We start from the raw sequence: 18,125 nt of genomic DNA on the forward strand, positions 1-18,125 counted from the left end.
GCGGCCTCCCCCGTCGCCTCGCTGTCCGCCTGGTCCTCCGTCGAGGGCGACTGAGACGCCGCCGGTTCTATCGCCGCCCCGGGCGGCACCGTCGGCGGCGAGACCGGCGCCGGGTACGTCGCCGTCGTCTACGGCATGGCCGACGGGCCCGACGGCGTCAAGCGGCAGATCATCAGCCAGAACCGCTACCACGTGCCCGGCACCGCCGAGGCGGGGGACCGTTTCGGCGCCGCGCTGGAGGCGGCCGACCTGGACGCCGACGGCTTCACCGACCTCGTGATCACGGCGTCCGGCGAGGACGTCGGGGATGCCCGTGACGTCGGGACGCAGACCGTGCTGTGGGGAGGCGTGGGCGGACTCGCCACCGGTGTCTCCCTCGGCACCGGCCGCACCGGCACCGAAGCCGGTGACTTCGACGGCGACGGACACCTCGACCTCGCGAGCGCCGACCGGATGCGGTACGGGCCCATGGGCCGCGACGGCCGGGCCCCCCGCACGGCCCCCCTCGTCACCTCGGGCCCCGGGGTCCGCGACGTCCGGGCCCTGCACGCGGGCGACGTGGACGGCGACGGCACCACCGATCTCGTGGTCAGCGCCGCCTCGGGCGGCACCGGCAGTTCCGGGACGATCCGGGTGCGGCTCCTGACGGGCGGCCGGGCGGGACTGGAGACAGGCCCGGTCGTCGCGTCCGCCGACACCGTCTCGGCGACGGGCGTCGGACTCGGTGACGTCGACGGCGACGGCCACCAGGACGTCGTCTTCGGACGGCCCACCGCGAGCGGCGGCGGTGTCGTGGGCGTCGTACGCGGCACCGCCGACGGGCTCGCGGCGCGGGCGACGTTCATCGGCCAGAGCACGTCCGGTGTCCCCGGCACCGGCGAGAGCGGCGACCGCTTCGGCACCGACCTCCGCGTCGCTGACATCACCGGCGACGGATACGCCGACGTCGTCACCGGTGTCCCCGGTGAGGACCTGGCCGGGCGCGCCGACGCCGGCACCTTCGTCGTCCTCCTCGGCGGCGCGACGGGCCTCACCGGCCGCGGCGCCACGGCCGTCAGCCAGGACTCGGCCGGTGTGCCGGGCACGGCGGAGCGCGGTGACGCGTTCGGCGGCGCCGCCGCCGTGATGCCGGGACACGTGGCCGTCTCCGCGCCCGGGGAGAACGACGGCACGGGAGCGGTCTGGGTGTTCCGTGCCTCCGCCGCCGGTGTCGACCCGGCGGGTGTGGTCTCCTTCGGCCCGCGCACGCTCGCCGCGCCGGTGCCCGGGGCGCGGTTCGGCTCAGCGTTCCAGCGGTGACCTCCGGCCTGGACGGCGCGTCCCCCGAGGGCGCTGCCATCCGGGCCGGCAGTGCACGTCGGGCTCAGATGCCGAACTCCGTCGGGGACAGCCCGAGCGCGGCGCACGCCTCGCGGATGATCTGCTCCTCGGCCGGCGCGATGTACCCGTCCGCACCGGCGACGACGATGCCGGTCTGGATGACCGCCCGCGCCTCGGCGGGCTTCTTCGCCGCCTTCGCGACCTCCTGGAGGACGGCCGCCTTTCCGATGACGAAGTTGCCCGAGAGCTGGTCGACATGCTTGTTGAAGCGCTCGCGCAGCTGATCCGCCGGGAAGTTCTGCAGCACGTCGTTGGTGAGGATCAACGACTCCACATGCTGGCGCTCGGTCGCGTCGACATGCCCGTCAGCCGCGGCCACCAGGGCGCACATGGCCATGCTGGCGTCCCGGTAGGCGCCGCTCTTCAGCTCCGTCTTGAGCGAGGTGAGCTGTGACTTCAGCGCGCTCACGAGCTGGGCCTTGGAGCCGCCGCCGGACCGCGCGCCGGGCTGTCCGTGTCCACCCGCGCCGCCTCGCGCACCCTGGGCCTGCTGGAGCCCCCTGGTCGCCTGGTCCTTGATCCGATCCCACATCGCCACTCGTGCCACCTCGGCTTCTGCCGTGTCGTCCGTCGTCGTCACGCGCTGTCGCGCGCGCCACTCGGTCAACGGCCGCCACCACCGCGAAGTTCCCCCAGCCGCCACCGCGGCGAAGTTCCCCCGGGCGGGCGAACGGGACCTCGGGCTCACCGGGCCCACCGGACCCGGCTCTGGTCTGTACCAACCCCTTGCCTCCGTCCCTCCACCGACGCAAGCTCACCTCATGGAGCTGGAGTTGCGGCATCTCAGGACGGTCCGGGCCATCGCCGACGCCGGCAGTCTCACCAGGGCGGCGACCGCCCTCGGGCTGGCACAGCCCGCGTTGAGCGCACAGCTCAAGCGGATCGAGAGGGCGCTCGGCGGCGAACTGTTCGAGCGCGGACGGCACGGCGTGCGGGCCACCGCCCTCGGCGAGCTCGTCCTGGAACGCACCCGCGTCGTGCTGCCCGCGGTGACCGAGCTTCAGCGGGAGGCGGCACGGTTCGCCCGCACCCCGCGCACCCGAGCGTGCTTACGGCTGGGCGGAACCCACGGCCCGCTGCTCGGCGCCCTGGTCGTCCGGCTCGCCGACGCGGTGCCCGAGGCCCGCGTCACCACCTGCGCCTCCTGGTCGGAGCGGCAGCTGGCCGAACTGCTCGCCGAGGGGCGCCTGGACTTCGCGCTCGCCGGCACCTGCGGACCCGCCGCCCCACCCGGTGCCGAGGGCCTGGTCTGGCGCGAGGTCGCCGTGGACCCGGTCTTCGTCATGCTGCCCGAGCGGCACGCCCTCGCGTCCGCGCGCGAGGTCGATCTGGTCGGGCTGGCGGGCGAGGAGTGGGCCTGCGTGCCCGGTGACGGTTGTTTCGGAGACTGCTTCACCGCCTCCTGCGCGCGCGCCGGTTTCACCCCGCACCGCATGTACGAGACGGACACCTCGTCCGTGGTGCATCTGGTGCAGGCGGGGCGGGCGGTCGGGCTGTGCCGGGCGACGTTCCCGACCACGCCGGGCATCGTCACCCGGCCGCTGCGCGGCACCCCGCTGGCCTGGCGGCATCTGCTCGGCTGGCACGCGGCGACGCAGGACGCCGACACCGCCGTCACCGTCCTCGCCGAGGCGCGCATGGCCCACGCGGGCGTGGCGGCGCGCAGCGACAGCTACACCGAGTGGCTGGCGGCGCACCGGGTCCCGTAGCGCGACCGCGTTCTGCGTTCCATACGTTCCATACGTTCCATACGTTCCATAACACGGGGGAGAGGGCCAACCGACGTCTTATGCCGTCGCGTTGTCCGTCCCTACGGTTTCGGCACCTCCCCACCGAGCGAGAACCGAACCGAGGAGATCCCTCATGCTCCGACGACACACCCGGGCCAGAGCCGCGGGCGCCGCCGTGGCGGCGACGGCCGCCCTGCTCGTGGCCGGGCTCAGCGGCACCGCGAGCGCCGGGTCGGCCGCCGCCGTCACTTCCCCGACCGCTCCGGACTCCGCGGCCGACGCCGCGTCCTCCGCCGCGCGGACCCTGCGCACCGACGCCGCCCCGCCCGCCCTGCTCAGTGCCATGGAGCGCGACCTCGGTCTGGACCGGCGGCAGGCGCAGCGGCGCCTCGCCAACGAGGCGGAGGCCGGCGCCGTCGCGGGCCGTCTGCGGGCCGACCTCGGCGCCGACTTCGCGGGCGCCTGGGTGCGGGGCGCCGACTCCGGCACGCTCACCGTGGCCACGACGGACGCCGACGACGTACGGGCGATCGCGGCGCGGGGCGCGAAGGCCACGGTCGTGCGCCACTCCCTCGCCGACCTGGACGCCGCCAAGGCCCGCCTGGACCGGGCCGCCGAAGGACGGCGCGCCCCCGGAGCCTTCGTCTGGTACGTCGACGTGCGCAGCAACAGCGTCGTGGTCGAGGCCGCCCGCCCGTCCGCGGCGCGCGAACTCCTGGACGCGGCCGGTGTCGACCGCTCGCTCGCCCGGGTCGAGAAGTCGGCCGAGCGGCCCCGCCCGCTGTACGACCTGCGGGGCGGCGAGGCGTACTACATCGACAACAGCGGACGCTGCTCGATCGGCTTCCCGGTCACTCGGGGCACCCAGCACGGCTTCGCGACCGCCGGGCACTGCGGTCGGGCGGGAACGTCCACCACCGGCGCCAACCGGGTGGCGCAGGGGACGTTCCAGGGCTCGGTCTTCCCCGGCCGAGACATGGCGTGGGTGGCGGTCAACTCCCAGTGGACGGCGACCCCGTACGTCCTGGGCGCGGGCGGCCAGAACGTCCAGGTCACCGGGTCGACGCAGGCGCCGGTCGGCGCGTCGGTGTGCCGGTCGGGTTCCACCACGGGCTGGCACTGCGGCACCGTCCAGCAGCACAACACCAGCGTCACCTATCCCGAGGGCACCATCACCGGCGTCACCCGCACCTCGGTGTGCGCCGAGCCGGGCGACTCCGGCGGCTCCTACATCTCCGGGAGCCAGGCGCAAGGCGTCACCTCGGGCGGTTCGGGCAACTGCGGCAGCGGCGGCACGACGTATTTCCAGCCGATCAACCCGCTGCTGCAGAACTACGGGCTGACCCTCAGGACGACCACCGGCCCCGGTGACCCGGGCGACCCCGGCGACCCCGGCGAGCCGGGCGGCACCTGGGCGGCCGGCACCGTCTACCAGCCGGGCGACACCGTCACCTACGGCGGTGCCACCTACCGCTGCCTCCAGGGCCACCAGGCCCAGCCGGGCTGGGAGCCGCCGAACGTGCCGGCGCTGTGGCAGCGCGGTTGAGCCGCTGACCGGCGGTCACAGCGACCGGCCGACGGGGGCGCGTTCGCGGGCCCGGGGTGCCGAGCGGCACACCGGGCCCGCACGTGCGCCTCAGGGACCCGGCCCCGGGTCCGGTCGTACCGCGGAGCTCAGCCCGGCCCGGGCCGCCTCCAGCTGCGCGGCGAACGCGATGCCGAGGAACAGCGCGACGCCCGTGAGGTTGGCCCACAGCAGGAGCGCCACGAACGCCGTGAGGGGCCCGTACACGGCGCCGAAGGAGCCGCTCTCGGCGACGTACAGCGCCAGCAGCCAGGTGGCGCCGACCCACAGCACCAGATGGACCGCCGACCCGAACGCCAGCCAGGTGTAGCCGGGCTGGTCCCGCCGGGGCGACCAGCGGAAGATGACGGCCGAGGCGATCCAGGCGAGGGCCATGCCCACCGGGATCCGGACGACCCCCCACCACCCCGGTGCGCCGGACCAGCCGAACGCCTCGGCGGTGGCCTCGCCCACCGCCTCGCCCGCCACCAGGACGAGGAAGCCGAGCACCATCGGAACGCCCGCGGCGAACGCGAGCACCAGGGCCCGCCCGTACTTGCGCGGGAAGGGCCGGTCGCGCTCGATGCCGTAGATGCGGTTGGCGCCCCGCTCGACCTGGCCCATGGCCGAGGCCAGGTTGAGGACGGAGAAGGCGAGACCGAACCACAGCGCGACGGTGCTCCAGACGTCGGAGCCCGCGCTGCGCCTGGTCCCGTCCAGCGCCTCCTCGACCACGTCCGAACTGGCACCCGGCACGATCTGCCCCAGGGTCAGTTCGATGATCCGCCCGATGCTCTCGGTGTGCGCCGCGGTGGCGACGCCGACGAGGGCGATCGTGAAGGGCACCATCCCGAGCACGATCTGGAAGCCCAGGGCGCGCGCGTTGGTGAAACCGTCGGCGTACCGGAACCGGGAGAACGCGTCGACCAGCAGCCGCACCCCTCCGTAGTGCCGCAACGCGGTGAAGGCCTCGTCGCCGGAGAGCTCCTCCCCGATCATGTCCCGCGTCTGCGGAACGTGTACGACCGTCCCCATGGTCTGCGTCTCTCCTCGTGCTCCGGCCCGGCGGTGAGCGGCGGCCACCGGGAGGCCCGCCGCTCCGGCCCTCTGGGATACCGTCTGCCCGGCCGCACATGATGCAGGCGTGCGGTGAGGTGCGGCCGGGCAACTCGCCTGGACGTGTCAGGCCGGCAGCGGCGCGGCGCGCCGCCTCACGGATGGCTCACGAGGTTGGCGACGTTGGTGGCGGAGTTGGACGGGCCGCCGCGGTCGTTGATGACGTGCCGGATGGTTCCGGTGCCGCCGAGGGAGACGGTCACCATGTGCTGGAAGCGGACGTCGGGTCGGTCGGGGACCTCGAAGGCGTGCTCGGCCGTGACGCTCGGGTCGACGTTGAAGTAGCAGTAGCTGCCGAGGCCGTACGCCTGGTGGCTGGTGACCGAGTCGGCGACCTTGTAGGCGGCGTAGCCCTGGGTGGAGCCGTTCATCCAGGCGGCCTGGTTGGGCGGGTCGTAGGGCATCTCGTTCTGGTAGAAGTACGTCCGGCCGCCGTTGCCGTTCCAGATGGTCTGGTGCTTCTGGTAGTGCTCGACGAAGAGGCCGTACATCGTCACGTCGTCGCCGTTGACGATCAGACCGGTGTCGGCGGTGTTGGAGTTCCAGCCGATGCCGCTGCCGTGGTCGCCGCGCCAGATCCACATGTGGTCGCCGATGACGTCGTCGCTGTTGACGACGAGGCTGGTGGTCGCCTTGCCGACGGCGGCGCCGCCGACGCGGAAGTACACGTCGTGCAGGGAGGTCGGGTCGGCGGAGTGGTCCGCGGCGGCGCCGGCCGGTCCGATCTCCACGAGGGTCCGGGAGTTGGTGGTGCCGGCGTCGAAGAGGACGCCCGCGATCTTCACTCCGTCGACGTCGGCGACCGTCATGGCCGTGATGCCGTTGTCCGGGATGAAGGTGGCCAGGCCGAGACCGAGGATCACGGTGCCGGGCCGGGTCACCCGCAGCGTCTGGTCCAGGTGGTAGACGCCGGGCGTGACCAGCAGGTTCTTTCCTTCGGCGAGAGCGGCGTTGAGCTGCGCGGCGGTCGCCCCGGGCTTGACGACGTGGAACTGGTCGATGCCGAGCGAGGTGCCGGCCGCGTTCCCGTTCGCCCAGGTGGTGGCCGTGGAGTCGGCGCGCAGCGCGGGGACGAAGACCCGGTAGGCGCCGGCGGCGTCGACGTACAGGAAGGGCTTCTCCCGGACGGTCGGCGTCTGCGCGACGGTGGTGTACGGCGGGTTCGGGAAGGTGTTGCCCGGGACGCCCTGGCTGCCGACGAAGACCATGTTCCAGTTGGAGCCGGTCCAGCTGCCGAGCTGGGAGTTGCGGGTCAGCCACTGCTGCTGGGTGCCGGAGCGCACCTGGCCGTCGATCTTGCTGTCGGCCATGAAACCGCCGCTGGACCAGCCGCCGTCGCTCAGCTCCAGGTTGCCGCGCACATGCATGCGCCGGTACGCGGAGGCCTGCGAGACCGCCCACCGGTCGGTGCCGCCGGTCGGGTTGACGGAGAGGTTCTCGGCGCCGCGCCAGAAGTTCTGGGTGGCGTTCTGCGGCGGGAACCAGTCCGCCTCCACATGCACGGCCCCGTTGATCGTGACCGAGTCGGGCGACTGGCCCAGGCCCGCGACCTGGGTGTAGAAGCCGACGTTGACGTCGTTGCTGTACGTGCCCGGCTTGAACAGGACCGCGTAGCGCTGCGAGCCGAACTGGTTGGTCTCCTGCTGCCGGAAGATCGCGTCCAGCCGGCTCTGGATCGTCGACGACGGCATCGACGGGTCGAAGACGGCCACGTTCGGACCGAGGTCCACGTCGCCGGGCGCGGTGCTCACCGGCGTGACCTGGAAGCGCTGCGCCGCCGTGCCGTTGCAGGTGTACTGCACGAGCTGGACGCTGTCGGCCGTCGAGGCGGACGGCACGTCGAGGCACTTGCCGCTGTGCCGGTTGACGAAGTGGTAGGCGCCACCGCCCTCGTCGACGGCCCGCCACTGCTGGTTGTTGCCGCCGCCGTACGTCCAGAGGTGCACGGCGGCGTTGTCGGCGGTGGACACGTCGCTCACGTCGACGACCTGCCGGGCGTCGTTGCGGTTGTCGATCCGCAGGTAGCCGTCGCTGGTCGGGGTGAGGCTCCACTGCTGGGCGGTGCTGTTGTTGCAGGTGTACTGCTGGACGGCCGTGCCGTTGACCGTCCCGGCCGCGCGGGCGTCCAGGCACTTGCCGCTGCCGCTGTTGACCACGGTGGCCCAGCCCGTCGGCAGGGCGGCGGCGGCCACGGCGGTGGTGTCGGAGGGCGCGGCGGCCCGCGCCGGCTGTACGGCGCTCAGCACCGACACCGCGGTGGCGGCGGCCGCGAGGGCGGCGAACCAGGGCCGGCGGGCACTGCCGTGCCTCACGAGGGAGGGTGGGGGAGGGCGATGCATCGTGACAACTCCTGTGCCGCCTGCGCGGCTTGGGGGAAGGGGAGGGGGGAAGGGGGCGGGGGTCAGCCGGTGTACTGGGCGAAGACGCGGGTGAAGTCCCAGGGCTGCTGGGCGACGCCCGAGCAGGTGTCCGCGCCGCCGCCGGTGCACGGCCGGTCCCGGTTGACCGACCAGAAGGTCAGCCGCGCCAGGTGCCGCTGCTGCGCGTAGGCGAGGATGGTGCGGAAGTCCTGGACGGTCACCGTCTCGCTGTTGTCGGTGATGCCGTTCATCGAGGAGATGCCGGTGCGCCGGTAGGCCTGGTCGTCGGTGTAGCCGTAGGCGTTCTTGACCGCCGTCTTGAGCCCTTCGGCCGCGCGGACGGTCAGCTGGCCCATGTTCTGGCCGGCACCGCCGAAGTTGAACGGCATGATCGTCCAGCTGTCGACGGTCAGCCCGGACGCGGCGGCCTTGCTGATCAGGCTGCTGTCGGGGCCGTTCTGTCCGGTGCCGAAGGTGATGTACACCTTGATCCCGGGGTTGTCGGCCTTGATGGTCTTGAGCGCGTCGACCGTGCGCTGCTGCACCACGGGGCTGTCGTAGGCCGCGGCCTCGATGTCGATGTCGATGGCCTTCAGGCCGTAGGCGTTGATCACCTTCTGGTAGGCGGCGGCCAGCTCCCCGGCGCTGCCGCAGGAGCTCTCGAGCTTGTTGCCGCTCCATCCGCCGAAGGACGGGATGACATCGCCACCGGCGCCTCGGACGGTGTTGACGGTCTGCTGGTCGACACCGCCGGTGAGGGGCCGGCTGCCGTCCCACTGCGGGTTGCAGTAGCCGTTGCTGAGGACGAAGGCGAGAGTGAACCACTTGACGCCGGTCGCGTTCATCACGGTGGTGGGATGCGGCGGGCTGCCCCAGCCGTTGTACAGGTACGGTGCGACCGCCATCGCGCCCGGACCGGGCGCCGGGGTGCCGCCGCTCGGCGCGGTCCACTTCTGGTTGGCGCCGCCGGTGCAGGACCAGATCTGGAGCCGGGTGCCGTTGGCGGAGCTGTTGCCGGTGGCGTCCAGGCACTTGTCGGCCTGCGGGTTGACGATGTCGCGGGCGGCGGTCACGACCCACTGCTGGGCGGCGCTGCCGTTGCAGTCCCACAGCTGGGTCCGGGTGCCGTCGGCGGTGCCGCCCGAGGCGACGTCCAGGCACTTGCCGAGCGCGCGGATGGTGCCGTCGTCGCCGACGGTCCACTGCTGGGCGGCCGTTCCGTTGCAGCCGTAGAGCTGGACGGCCGTGCCGTTGGCCGTGGCGGCGCCGGCGACGTCCACACACGCGCCGCCGATGCCGGTGATCTGCCCGGTCGCCGCGGTGGCCGCGGCGACCGCGGGCGAGGAGCCGAGACCGGCCAGCATGGCCACGGCGACGGCCGTGCACAGTGCGCCGCGCGCCAGAGGCCGACGGAGAAGTGTTCTGGTCATGCGTCACTGTCCTGTTCTGCCGTCATACGTATGGCATGCCTATGACAGGCGCGAGTGCGTGGGGTGCCGGAGGCGCATGACGGCGGAGCGGTGGTGGGGGGTAGGAAACCTTACTTACTTCAGCACGTGATTTAAGGAGTGATCGAAAAGTTCGTCAAGAGTCTGGTACAGACCAGATGAAAAATTGCCGTTGACGCGCCCCTGACAACACAAGATCCCCGTGGCACGCTGCCTCTCGCACGTCGATCCGCACCGCTCTTCGCACCCCCCACCCTGCCCGGCCACCGACGTCCGGGCACGGCAGAAGGAGACATGCGTGAGACGCCATCGCACCGCCGCGGGCATGCTGCTCGCCGTCGCAGCCCTGTTCACCAGCGGCATCGTCGAGGCGGGCGCGGCCGACGCCGCCGCGCCCGACGCCACTTCGGGACGGTCCGTGCCGGCCCGCACCGCCTCCGCCGCAGAGCAGCACACGGCCCGCGCCTACTGGACCGCCGAGCGCATGCGCGGCGCCACCCCGCTCGATGTGCTGCTGACCCCGCAGGCCGCCAAGCGGCTGAACACCCCAAGGCCCGAGGACCGGACGACCACCGTCCGACCCACCGCCGCACCCGCCTCCTTCCCGCAGGCCGGTGGCCCGTGGACCGGCGGCGGTGCCGTCGTCAAGACGTCCGGCCGGGTGTTCTTCACCTTCCAGGGCCGTACCGCATCCTGCTCGGGCAATGCCGTGACCAGCCAGAACGCCAGCACGGTCATCACCGCCGGACACTGCGTCAAGTACCAGGGCAGCTGGCACACCAACTGGGTCTTCGTGCCCGCCTACGACAACGGCAACGCGCCCTACGGCCAGTGGACCGCGACCAAGACGCTCACCACACCCCAGTGGGAGGCGAGCGAGGACATCAACCACGACATCGGCGCCGCGGTCGTCGCCCCGCTCGACGGCCGGACACTCACCTCGGTCGTCGGAGCACAGGGCATCCAGTTCAACGGCGGCTACAACAAGCCGATGTACGCCTTCGGCTTCCCGGCGGCCTCGCCGTACGACGGCACGAAGCTCATCCACTGCGCCGGCAACAGCGCGAAGGACTTCCTCTTCTCGCAGGACCACAGCCTGGCCTGCAACATGACCGGCGGTTCCAGCGGCGGCCCCTGGTTCACCGGTTTCAGCGAGGCCACCGGCACGGGACTCCAGGTCTCCGTGAACAGCTTCGGCTACACCTTCCTGCCCAACCGCATGTTCGGCCCGTACTTCGGCAACGAGGCGAAGGCCCTGTACGACAGGGCCCAGCTCTCCTAGCCGGCCGGCGCCGCGCCCGTACCCCGCGGGCACGGCGCCGATCATCCGCCCAAGCTCTGAAGTTGCTCAAGAGGCGCTTGGACCGGGGAGTGGGCGGGGCATCTCCCTCACACGCCGCGCAAGGCGGCGCGGCACAGCACTACGCACGACAACGGGGGAAAAACATGGAGTTCCTGGTGATCGTGGGCATCGTCGTCATCGCGGTGGCCATTGCGGCGGCTCGCGGCGGCCGGCGGTCCTCGCGCAGTCGGGGGTACTGGGGCGGCGACAGCGGCGGATCGAGCTGCGGGGGCGGATGGTCCTGCGGAGGCGGCTCGTCGTGCGGCGGCGGTGGCGGAGGGGACTGACGCAATAATCGGGTGTGCCGCCCTTCGGCCCCCACTACTGTCGTACACGTGCAGGTGCGCAGGCTGCGGCTACTTCGCCTCTCAAGCGGGTGACGCGGGTTCGAATCCCGTCGCCGGTATGGTGCCGGTGTCGTCCAGTGGCCCAGGACACCTACAGTTCGCCGTCGCCGACTCTGATCTCTGCACACCAGGCCGAAAGCTGCCCGCCACGGGGGACCCGGGCGGGCAGCTTCACCTCGCCGGGGGTCCGGCCTCCCCGCACCGCTCGTTCACGCCGCCCCTCGCAGGGGCTGCTCGACGATCTGGAAGTGGAAGTCCCGGTCGGCCCTGTTGCCTCTGTCGTCGCCGGTGCAGATCTCGACCTCTTGCGGAGTGGCGCGGACGACATGGGCGTTGTCGAGCAGACGCCAGGCCCGACCCGAGACCAGCGCCGTGGCGGTGGGCGCGGCGGCGAACGGCTGACGGAGCCGGATGGTGTACGTGCCGAGGGCCACGCGCTGGACCGCGAAGTCCGAGCTCTCGCCCTCCACCCGGCCGTCGGCACGCACACTGCCGTGCACGATCCGCAGCGCCGAGGCCGCCGACTCCCGTTTCAGCTCCTGACTCAGCTCCCGCTTCAGCTCCTCCTTCAGTTCCTGGATCAGTTCATCGGTCAACTGCGGAGTCGCCTGCGGCTGAGCCGCCGTTGGTGGTGCGGGCGACTGCGACTGCGACTGCGGTTGCGGCTGAGGCGGTGACTCGCCCGCGCGACTCAGGTACAACGTGGTGCCCCGCATTTCCTCGAACCAGACGCGGTGCTCAGGCCCGAAGCCTTCGAGGGAGGGATGGCCGTAGACACGGCTGTCCCGACCGGGATTGACAGTGACGAGCACATGGTCCAGGCACCAGGCCGGCTCCGCACCGTCCTCCTCCATGCGCACGTAGACCGGATGGTGGTCCAGGAGGGCCATGTCCAGGACAGGGCTGAGGCGAGGGTCGTTGTGCTCGGGATTGCGGACGTTGGTGTCCTGGCCGAGGACGAACTCCACCTCGGCGCCACGGGCGAAGTCTCCCGTTCCCCGCGCGAGACGGAACTCCCGCCCGGCGATACCGAGGTAGACCCGGGACGCGGTGGCGGCGTACGGCACGTCCGCGGTGGCGACCCGGGCGACGATCTTGCTGATGGCGTTCACGACAACCCCCTGTGCGTCCCCGAGCGGCACGTCCGCCGAGGGCACGAGGAGGCTTCCGCGGCGGAACGATTCGCCATGCCAGGCGGCAACCGATGCCACTCCGGAGTGGGTTGGTACGGGGCGCGCGTTCGAAGGGCGACCCCACAAGGTCCGGGCGCCGGTGCGCGACCCGGCGCCGGCACCTCCCGTCCGTGCGTCACGCCGGCGCCTCATTCTCCGCACCGCCGAGGCAATCCGCGCGTGTCCGGAACCGATCGCGGTGTCGGCCACTCATGATCCATGAGTGGCCGCGGCCGACCACCGCGCGCCGCACCGACCGAGTCGAGGAAGAAACCGAGGAATCACCGTGCCCCTGTTGCCGCACCGACCTCTGGCTGTGAGCGTCACCGTGATCGCAGCGCTCACCGCGGGACTCGTTCCGGCCGCGACGGCGTCGGCCGCTCCCGCAGCGCCCGACGCCGTCACGACCACCACCACCGCCACCGGCACGCCCTCCACCACCGCACCCGACATGGAGGGCGTCGTCGCCGCGCTGAACTCGGCGCTGGCCAACGGCGCGCCCGGCGCCATGGCGCGCTACTCCGGGCCGGACGGGGTCAGGAGCCGTGCCGTCGGCATCCGCGACAAGGTCGCCGAGGCGCCCATGGACGTGCACGCGCGGTTCCGGATCGGCAGCGTCAGCAAGACGTTCTCCTCCGTGGTGCTGCTCCAGCTGGTGGACGAGGGCAAGCTGGAGCTGGACCGTTCGGTCAACACGTACCTTCCGGGTCTGCTGCCCGACGACCGCATCACGGTCCGTCACCTGCTCACCCACCGCAGCGGCCTGGCCGACTACACCAACGCCATGTTCAACCAGACCGTGCCCGGCTTCGAGGCCGTGCGCAACCGGGTGTTCAGCTACCAGGAGCTGGTCGACCTCTCCCTCGCCGAGCCCCGCACCACCGAGCCCGGCGTCGCCTACAAGTACTCGAACGCCAACTTCGTCGTCGTCGGCATGCTCATCGAGAAGCTGACGGGCCGCCCGGTCGCCGACGCGTACCAGCGCCGCATCATCAAGCCCCTGGGGCTGCGCCAGACCTCGTACGTGCACCCCGACACGCGCATCAAGGGCCTGCACGTACGTGGCTACCTGCACCCCGACGAGGCCGGCGCGCCGCTCGTGGACTCCACCGAGCAGACCGTGTCCTGGGCGCAGTCCGCCGGGGCGTTCATCTCCAGCCCCGCCGACCTGAACACCTTCACCAGCGCGCTCATGCGCGGCCGGCTGCTGTCCCCGGCCATGCTGGAGGCCATGACCACGGTGACGCCGACCGACGCGACCAACACCCGCTTCTACGGCCTCGGCTTGCGCCGCTACGACCTGTCCTGCGGCACGCAGGTGTACGGTCACACCGGCACGGTGCAGGGCTACTACACGTACGCCTTCTCGACGCGCGACGGCCGTCGCAGTCTGTCGGCGGTGGCGAACACCTCCAACCACGGTGCGGCCAACACGGCGCTCGGCGGCACGCTGGAGGCCGCGTTCTGCGGCAAGCAGCCGGCGGCCACGCCGTCCGCCCGCGCCGCCAAGCCGTCCGTGCGCTCCGCCGTCTCGCTGCCCGCCGAGCGAGACCTGCCCGAGCGGCGCTGAGCCGACGGCCCGCTGAGGAATCCGGCGGACGGGCCGGGTTCCTCGGCGCGGCCGTGACGGCCGGACTGTCGTGACCGCTGCCTGCCGCGTCGGCCGGACCGCCGTGACGTCCGGATCGCTGTGACGTCCGGACCGCTGTGACGGCCGGATTGCCGTGACGGCCGTCCGCTGTGGCGTCCGGACTGCCGTGACCGCTGCCTGCCGCGTCGGCTGGACCGCTGTGACGTCCGGATCGCTGTGACGTCCGACTGCCGTGACGGCCGTCCGCCATGGCGTCCGGACTGCCGTGGCCGCTGCCCGCCCTGACGTCCGGACCGCTGTGACGGCCGTCCGCCGTGGCATCCGGCCGGTCAGCCGGCGGAGAGCGAGACCTCCGTCGACTTGAACAGGACCGTGACGGCGGAGCCCTCCGTCAGGCCGAGGTCGGTCGCCGCGTCCTTGGTGATCGCGGCGGTCAGCTCGGCGCCCTCGACCGAGACCCCGACCGTCGCCATGGCGGCACCCGTCGAGAGTCCGCGTACGGTGCCGGCCAGCCGGTTGCGGATGGACAGGCCCTCGACCGGGCCGGTGGCCAGCGCCACCTCCGTGGCCTTGACCAGGGCGCGCACGGCGGAGCCTGCGGTGAGCCCGAGGTCCTCGACCGCGTCGAGGGTGATCGCGGCGGTGATCTCCTGACCGCCGTCGAGACGCACCTTCACCGTGGCCATGGCCTCGCCCGCGGTGACGGAGGTGACGGTGCCGGGGATCTGGTTGCGGATGCTCAGGCTCATGGGGGGACGCCTCGCGGGTGTGAGTGGTTTGTCCGGTTTCGCGGTTGCTGTGCCCCACCGTAGTCCGGCGCGACTGATCTCCTTGCCGACACTCTCGCGACCCCGGCGACTCCCTCAGGCGCGGTACGCGTGCGTCTGGGCCGCCTTCACCGACGCCCAGACCGTGGACCCGGGATGGAGACCCAGTTCGGCGGCGGCGACCGTGGTCAGATCGGCGGCCAGGGGCAGCTCGCCCGCGAGATCGGCGCGGATCTGGTCGCCGTGGGTCTCCAGGCCGGCCACCTCGCACCGCCAGAGGTTGCGCGCACTGGAGCCGGTGGGGCGGTCCCGGTGCAGTGTCACCGCGCTGGGCGGGAACGCGACGAAGACCGGGCCGGTGAGGTCTTCCGTGGTCGCGATCGCGGGTCCGCCGTCGACGTGCACCGTGTGCCCCTCGGCCTGTCCCCGGTAGAGATTGAGGCCCACCAGCTGGGCGACGTAGTCGGTGCGCGGGTGGCGGGCGATGTCGGGCGGAGTGCCCTGCTGCACGATGCGGCCGTCCTCGATGACGACGAGGCGGTCGGCCAGGACCATCGCGTCCAGCGGGTCATGGGTGACGAGCACGGCGACCGCTTCGAAGTCGGCGAGGTGACGGCGGAGCTGGGCGCGCACGTCCAGGCGGGTACGGGCGTCCAGGGCGGCCAGCGGCTCGTCGAGGAGCAGCAGCCGGGGACGCGTGGCGAGCGCCCGGGCCAGGGCGACGCGCTGGGCCTGACCGCCGGACAGCCTCCGCGGCTTGCTGCCGGCGTGGTCGGCGAGGCCCATGCGCTCCAGCCATGCGGCGGCCTGCGCACGGGCTTCGGCCTTGCTCGCGCCGTGGCAGCGCGGCCCGAAAGCCACGTTGTCCAGCGCCGACAGGTGCGGGAACAGCAGGTAGTCCTGGAAGACCACGCCGCCCGGGCGGGACTCCGGTGGCGTACGGTCCAACTCCACTCCGTCCAGCCGCAGGTGGCCGTCGGTGAGCGGGGCGAGACCGGCGAGGGCCCGCAGGGCGGTCGTCTTGCCGGCGCCGTTGGGGCCGAGGAGCGCGACCACGTCGCCGGGTGCCGCCGTCAGCGTCATGTCGAGGCGGAAGGCGCCGCGCTCGACGACCAGACGGGCGTCGAGCCCCGTGCCCGAGTCGGCGCCGGTGTCTGCGCCAACGTCTGCGCCCGTGGTCTGTGCGGACTGTTCGGGCTGTGCAGGGTGCGCGGTGTCGGTCATGAGGCGGTCATCCAACGGTCCCGGAGCCCCGCCAGCACCGCGATCGACACCGCCAGCAGAACGAGGCTGAGGGCGATCGCGGCCTCCGGATCGTTCTGGAGGGCGAGGTAGACGGCGAGGGGCATGGTCTGGGTGCGGCCGGGGAAGTTGCCGGCGAAGGTGATCGTCGCGCCGAACTCGCCGAGCGCACGGGCCCAGGCCAGCACGGCACCGGCCGCGACACCCGGCGCGATGAGGGGCAGCGTGACGCGGCGGAACGCGGTGAACCGGGAGGCGCCCAGCGTCTGGGCCGCCTCCTCGTAGCGCGGGTCGGCGGCGCGCAGGGTGCCCTCCACGCTGATGACCAGGAACGGCATCGCCACGAACGCCTCGGCGACGACGACCCCGGTGGTGGTGAACGGCAGGGTGATTCCGAACCATGAGTCCAGCCACCGTCCCACCACCCCGTTGCGGCCGAGGGCCATGAGCAGGGCCACGCCACCCACCACCGGCGGCAGCACGAGCGGCAGTGTCACCAGGGCACGCACCAGCCCACGCCCCGGGAACTCGACGCGCGCCAGCAGCCAGGCCAGCGGCACCCCGACGACCAGGCTCACCGCGGTCGCCGCCGTCGCGCAGACCAGCGACAGCTGGAGCGCCTGCCACACCTCGGTGCTGGTCAGCAGGTCGGGCATGCTCCGCCACGGAGTGCGGATGAGCAGGGCGAGGAGCGGAAGGACCAGGAACGCCAGGCCGATCAGCGCGGGCAGCAGGAGCGGCAGCGGGGCGCCGGCGCGCGGGCGGCGGCGCCGCCGCCCGCCCGTGCGGGGGCCGGTCGCGGCACCGGTCTTGTCGAGCGAGGTCACGGCTTGAGGAACCCGGCTTCGCCCAGGACCCGCCGGCCCTCGGCGGATCGTACCAGCGCGATGAAGGCCTCGGCGGCCTCGGTGTTGTCCGACTCCTTGAGCAAGGCGATCGGGTAGTCGTTGACGGCGTCGGCGGACTCGGCGAACTCCACGCCCTCCACCTTGTCGCCCGCGGCTTCCACATCGGTCTTGTAGACGACCGCGGCGTCGGCCTCCTTCAGCACGACCTTGTTGAGGGCGGACTTCACGTCCTCCTCGTAGGAGACCGGGGTGAGCTTCAGCGCGCTCGCGTCGAGCGCCTTCCGCGCGGCGGCGCCGCACGGCACGCTCTCGTCGCAGAGCACCACCTTGAGGTCCTTGTCGGTGAGGTCCGCGAGGGAGGCGATCTTGTCCGGGTTGCCCGGCAGGGTGGCGATCTCCAGCTGGTTGCGCACGAACGTGACGGGCGTGCCCGCGGCGCGTCCCGCGTCGGTGACGATCCTCATCGTCTTGGGGCTGGCCGAGGCGAAGACATCGGCCGGGGCGCCGCCGGTGATGCTCGCCGCGAGGGCGTCGCTGCCGCCGAAGCTGAAGGTGACCTCGGTCCCCGGGTGCTGCTTCTCGAACTCCTCGCCCAGGGTCTCGAAGCTCTCCTTCAGCGAGGCGGCGGCGAAGACCGTCACCTCGCCGGACAGCTTGTCCGAGGCGGAGCCCGAAGCGGAGGTGCCGGAATCGGAGGCGGAGTCCGCCTCCGAGGAGGAACAGGCACTCAGGGCCAGCAGGGCGGCGGCTGCCGCGCCGGTCACCGGAAGCGTCCGGCGGGTCCGGCGCGCGGAACGGGTTGTCACGGGTCCACTCCCTCACAGTCCTGGACGGACTGACTCGTCCACGGTCTTTCGGCGACCGCGTCGGTCGGCTCGGTCACACCGTCTGCACCTGGGCCGGGACGCCCCGAGGATCACCTCGGTGACGCGGGCCGGTGCGGCGGCCGCGGGCCGTGGAGCCGGTGGACTCCCGTGCGCCCGGCGCGACTGCCGGGCGCGGGCCGCGAGGGCGGGACCGGGATTCGTCCGGTGGCCCGCCTCATCGCGTTCGGCGGTCGGTTCCCGCCGTCGGCCAGACGCCTCCCGGAGTCGGCGCCGGTGCCTAGCGGTGCGGCCGCGTCCCCGATCCGGTCGGTGTGCATATGCCGATGATACTGCCGCAAGTGCCAGGCGAAAGTCTTCTGTGGCATCGCATGAGCCGGAGCTTTATTCGACT

Annotated in this window: 14 protein-coding genes; 5 read left to right on the forward strand and 9 right to left on the reverse strand. The window is 72.4% G+C overall.

Annotation, left to right across the window (positions count from 1 at the left end; all coding sequences use genetic code 11):
• Window positions 1-135: 135 nt before the first annotated feature.
• On the forward strand, window positions 136-1,299 hold the full coding sequence (locus ABT232_RS32315; protein WP_351846645.1) for an FG-GAP repeat domain-containing protein: 1,164 nt from the start codon (window positions 136-138) through the stop codon (window positions 1,297-1,299).
• A gap of 64 nt (window positions 1,300-1,363) precedes the next feature.
• Here the strand turns inward: ABT232_RS32315 and ABT232_RS32320 are convergent, their stop codons facing one another.
• Window positions 1,364-1,918, reverse strand: coding sequence for a tellurite resistance TerB family protein (locus tag ABT232_RS32320; protein ID WP_351846648.1), 555 nt, complete (start codon window positions 1,916-1,918; stop codon window positions 1,364-1,366).
• A gap of 223 nt (window positions 1,919-2,141) precedes the next feature.
• Between ABT232_RS32320 and ABT232_RS32325 the strand changes: the two genes are divergently transcribed.
• Both ABT232_RS32325 and ABT232_RS32330 read left to right on the forward strand, forming a co-directional pair.
• On the forward strand, window positions 2,142-3,089 hold the full coding sequence (locus tag ABT232_RS32325) for a LysR family transcriptional regulator (RefSeq protein WP_351846650.1): 948 nt from the start codon (window positions 2,142-2,144) through the stop codon (window positions 3,087-3,089).
• A gap of 154 nt (window positions 3,090-3,243) precedes the next feature.
• Window positions 3,244-4,656, forward strand: a complete 1,413-nt coding sequence (locus ABT232_RS32330) for an alpha-lytic protease prodomain-containing protein (protein WP_351846653.1) — start codon at window positions 3,244-3,246, stop codon at window positions 4,654-4,656.
• Window positions 4,657-4,746: 90 nt separating this feature from the next.
• On the opposite strand, the gene ABT232_RS32335 is transcribed toward ABT232_RS32330, so the two are convergent.
• The 3 genes from ABT232_RS32335 to ABT232_RS32345 form a co-directional block, all read right to left on the reverse strand.
• Window positions 4,747-5,709 carry a YihY/virulence factor BrkB family protein gene (locus ABT232_RS32335; RefSeq protein WP_351846656.1) on the reverse strand — a complete coding sequence of 321 codons (963 nt, stop codon included), beginning with the start codon at window positions 5,707-5,709 and terminating at the stop codon, window positions 4,747-4,749.
• Window positions 5,710-5,885: 176 nt separating this feature from the next.
• Complete coding sequence (locus tag ABT232_RS32340; RefSeq protein WP_450871830.1) at window positions 5,886-8,129, reverse strand: pectate lyase-like domain-containing protein; 2,244 nt, start codon at window positions 8,127-8,129, stop codon at window positions 5,886-5,888.
• 62 nt (window positions 8,130-8,191) lie between these two features.
• Entirely contained in the window at window positions 8,192-9,580 is a 1,389-nt protein-coding gene (locus ABT232_RS32345) for a ricin-type beta-trefoil lectin domain protein (protein WP_351846658.1), read from the reverse strand.
• Between the two features lie 316 nt (window positions 9,581-9,896).
• Between ABT232_RS32345 and ABT232_RS32350 the strand changes: the two genes are divergently transcribed.
• Window positions 9,897-10,880: a trypsin-like serine peptidase gene (locus tag ABT232_RS32350; RefSeq protein ID WP_351846661.1), complete on the forward strand. Its 984-nt coding sequence runs from the start codon at window positions 9,897-9,899 to the stop codon at window positions 10,878-10,880.
• A gap of 616 nt (window positions 10,881-11,496) precedes the next feature.
• Here ABT232_RS32350 and ABT232_RS32355 read toward each other — a convergent pair.
• On the reverse strand, window positions 11,497-12,399 hold the full coding sequence (locus ABT232_RS32355) for a hypothetical protein (RefSeq protein WP_351846663.1): 903 nt from the start codon (window positions 12,397-12,399) through the stop codon (window positions 11,497-11,499).
• Window positions 12,400-12,745: 346 nt separating this feature from the next.
• Here ABT232_RS32355 and ABT232_RS32360 point away from each other — a divergent pair, with 346 nt between their 5' ends.
• Window positions 12,746-14,029, forward strand: coding sequence for a serine hydrolase domain-containing protein (locus tag ABT232_RS32360; RefSeq protein WP_450871831.1), 1,284 nt, complete (start codon window positions 12,746-12,748; stop codon window positions 14,027-14,029).
• A 350-nt stretch (window positions 14,030-14,379) separates the two neighbouring features.
• Here the strand turns inward: ABT232_RS32360 and ABT232_RS32365 are convergent, their stop codons facing one another.
• The 4 genes from ABT232_RS32365 to modA all read right to left on the reverse strand — a co-directional run bounded on the left by ABT232_RS32365 (window position 14,380) and on the right by modA (window position 17,713).
• Window positions 14,380-14,799 carry a TOBE domain-containing protein gene (locus ABT232_RS32365; RefSeq protein WP_351846667.1) on the reverse strand — a complete coding sequence of 140 codons (420 nt, stop codon included), beginning with the start codon at window positions 14,797-14,799 and terminating at the stop codon, window positions 14,380-14,382.
• A gap of 114 nt (window positions 14,800-14,913) precedes the next feature.
• Entirely contained in the window at window positions 14,914-16,041 is a 1,128-nt protein-coding gene (locus ABT232_RS32370) for an ABC transporter ATP-binding protein (protein ID WP_351846670.1), read from the reverse strand.
• The gene (gene modB, locus ABT232_RS32375) at window positions 16,038-16,886 is read right to left on the reverse strand and encodes a molybdate ABC transporter permease subunit (protein ID WP_351846671.1); all 849 of its coding nucleotides are present in this window, start codon (window positions 16,884-16,886) and stop codon (window positions 16,038-16,040) included. The genes ABT232_RS32370 and modB overlap by 4 nt, the downstream gene beginning before the upstream one ends.
• A complete protein-coding gene (modA, locus tag ABT232_RS32380; RefSeq protein ID WP_351846674.1) occupies window positions 16,883-17,713 on the reverse strand; it encodes a molybdate ABC transporter substrate-binding protein in 831 nt (276 codons plus the stop codon). The genes modB and modA overlap by 4 nt, the downstream gene beginning before the upstream one ends.
• Window positions 17,714-18,125: the final 412 nt, after the last annotated feature.

This window comes from Streptomyces sp. NPDC001532 (assembly GCF_040298625.1).
Taxonomy (GTDB): domain Bacteria; phylum Actinomycetota; class Actinomycetes; order Streptomycetales; family Streptomycetaceae; genus Streptomyces.